General features: G+C 68.3%; 3 protein-coding genes. All 3 read left to right on the forward strand.

Translation table 11 applies throughout. The features are described from left to right. Window positions 1-189, forward strand: a 189-nt coding sequence (locus tag AC27IQ_RS22115) for a hypothetical protein (RefSeq protein ID WP_487090811.1), incomplete at its 5' end; no start/stop codon positions are given. A 108-nt stretch (window positions 190-297) separates the two neighbouring features. Further along, window positions 298-1,758: a circularly permuted type 2 ATP-grasp protein gene (locus tag AC27IQ_RS22120; protein WP_272568087.1), complete on the forward strand. Its 1,461-nt coding sequence runs from the start codon at window positions 298-300 to the stop codon at window positions 1,756-1,758. 43 nt (window positions 1,759-1,801) lie between these two features. Further along, window positions 1,802-2,697 (forward strand): alpha-E domain-containing protein (locus AC27IQ_RS22125; protein WP_487090812.1); only part of this gene is annotated, 896 nt, incomplete at its 3' end.

The following is a 2,697-nucleotide window of genomic DNA, read 5'->3' on the forward strand; positions in this document are numbered from 1 at the left end:
GCTACCGCAACCGCTTCGGCCAATCCCGCGCCGGAGGTGGTGGCGCGGTACCGCGAGCGGGGCGCCGTGCTGCTCGATTCGCCGCGCTGCGGTGCCGCCACCTGGGCGTCCGAGGCGCCCGGACAATGGCGGTGCGAACGCGACGCGGGCCGGCGCTACTGGCACCACGCGCCTGCCCCGTTGCCGTGAGGACGGCGCGCCATCACCCCGGCGTGCGAGCGGTAAAACGCGCCCGGGCCCGCCAGTCGCCAAAACCCGGCTCACAACTTGCTATGCTGGTTGCAGGAGGCACCAGTTATGCAGAAGTTCGATGAGATGTACACGATGCTGCCGTTCGACGGCAGCGACGTGCGCCCCCACTACAAGCGCTACGGCCAATGGTTGTCGGGCCAGCCAGACGAGGCCATGCAGGCGCGCCGCGCCGAGGCCGAGATGATCTTCCGCCGGGTGGGCATCACCTTCGCGGTGTACGGCGCCAAGGACGAGGACGGCGCCGGCACCGAGCGGCTCATTCCCTTCGACCTGATCCCCCGCATCATCCCCGCGCACGAGTGGGCGCGCATGCAGCAGGGGCTGGTGCAGCGCGTCACGGCGCTCAACCGCTTCATCCACGACGTCTACCACGGCCAGGACATCCTGCACGCCGGCATCATCCCCTCGGACCTGATCCTCAAGAACGCCCAGTACCGGCCCGAGATGGCCGGCGTGGACGTGCCGCGCGATCTGTACGCGCACATCGCCGGCATCGACATCGTGCGCGCCCCGGACGCGAGCGGCAACGGCATCTACTACGTGCTGGAAGACAACCTGCGCGTGCCCTCGGGCGTGTCGTACATGCTGGAAAACCGCAAGATGATGATGCGGCTTTTCCCGGAGCTGTTCCGCACGCACCGCGTGGCGCCGGTCGCCCACTATCCCGACCTGCTGCTGGACACCCTGCGCGCGAGCGCCCCCGCCGCCACGGCGCAGCCGACGGTGGTGGTGCTCACGCCCGGCATGTACAACAGCGCGTACTTCGAGCACGCCTTCCTCGCGCAGCAGATGGGCGTGGAACTGGTCGAGGGCCAGGACCTCGTGGTCAAGGACAACTTCGTGTACATGCGCACCACGCGCGGCCTCAAGCAGGTGGACGTGATCTACCGCCGCGTGGACGACGACTTTCTCGACCCCCAGGTCTTCCGCCCCACCTCCACCCTGGGCTGCGCGGGTCTCATGAACGCCTACCGCGCAGGCAACGTGGCGATCTGCAACGCCGTGGGCACGGGCATCGCCGACGACAAGTCGGTGTACCCCTACGTGCCCGACATGATCCGCTTCTACCTGGGCGAGGAGCCCATCCTCGCCAACGTGCCCACCTGGGTGTGCCGCAAGCCCGACGACCTGGCCTACGTGCTGGACCACCTGCACGAACTGGTCGTGAAGGAAGTGCACGGCGCCGGCGGCTACGGCATGCTGATCGGTCCGGCCGCGACGAAAGCCGAGATCGAGGAGTTCCGCGCCGCGGTGCTGGCCAACCCCTCGGGCTACATCGCCCAGCCCACGCTGTCGCTCTCCAGCTGCCCGACCTACGTGGAGTCGGGCATCGCCCCGCGCCACATCGATCTGCGCCCCTTCGTGCTGAGCGGCCAGAAGGTGCAGATGGCCGCCGGCGGCCTGACGCGCGTCGCGCTCAAGGAGGGCTCGCTCGTGGTGAATTCATCGCAGGGCGGGGGCACCAAGGACACCTGGGTGCTGGGAGAAGAAGGGAGCGTTGCATGACGCATCAGACCCTTCGTTTCGAAATTTCTGCCGGGGAGACCGCATGCTGAGCCGCACTGCCGATCACTTGTTCTGGATGTCCCGCTATACCGAGCGGGCGGAAAACACCGCCCGCATGCTCAACGTGAGCTACGAGACCTCGCTGCTCCCGCAGTCGGCCGACGTGGCGCAGGAGAGCTGGCTGGGCCTGCTGTCGATCAGCGAGCTGATCCCCGCCTATACCGCGCGGCACGGCGAGGTCACGCGCGAAGGGGTGCTGGAGTTCATGGTGCGCGATGGCAACAACCCGTCGTCCATCCTGTCGTGCCTGCGCGCCGCGCGCGAGAACGCCCGGGCCGTGCGCGGGGCGCTCACCACCGAGGTGTGGGAGACGCAGAACCAGACCTGGCTGGAACTGCACCGCCAGCTCGAAGGCAGCCTGTTCGAGCGCGATCCGGGCCAGTTCTTCGAATGGGTCAAGTACCGCTCGCACCTGTCGCGCGGGGTGACGCTGGGCACCATGCTGCAGGACGAGGCGTTCCATTTCCTGCGGCTGGGCACGTTCCTCGAACGCTCGGACAACACTGCGCGGTTGCTGGACGTGAAGTTCCACGCGGTGCAGAGCGATTTCCACGGCTCGGGCACGCGCGACCGCAGCCGCGCCGCGCCGCAGGAGTTCGACTTCTACCACTGGAGCGCCATCCTGCGCAGCGTGTCGGCGTTCGAGGTGTACCGCCGCGTGTACCGCGACGTCATCACGCCCGAGCGCGTGGCCGACCTGCTCATCCTGCGCCGCGACATGCCGCGCTCGCTGCACGCCAGCCTGCACGAGGTGGGTGAGAACCTCGCGGTGGTGGCCAACGACCAGTCGTCGGAGACCCAGCGCAAGGCGGGCCGGCTGCTGGCCGACCTGCGCTACGGCCGCATCGACGAGATCCTGTCCACCGGGCTGCATGCGTA

The sequence above is a fragment of the Acidovorax sp. KPB24-07 genome (assembly GCF_057543315.1).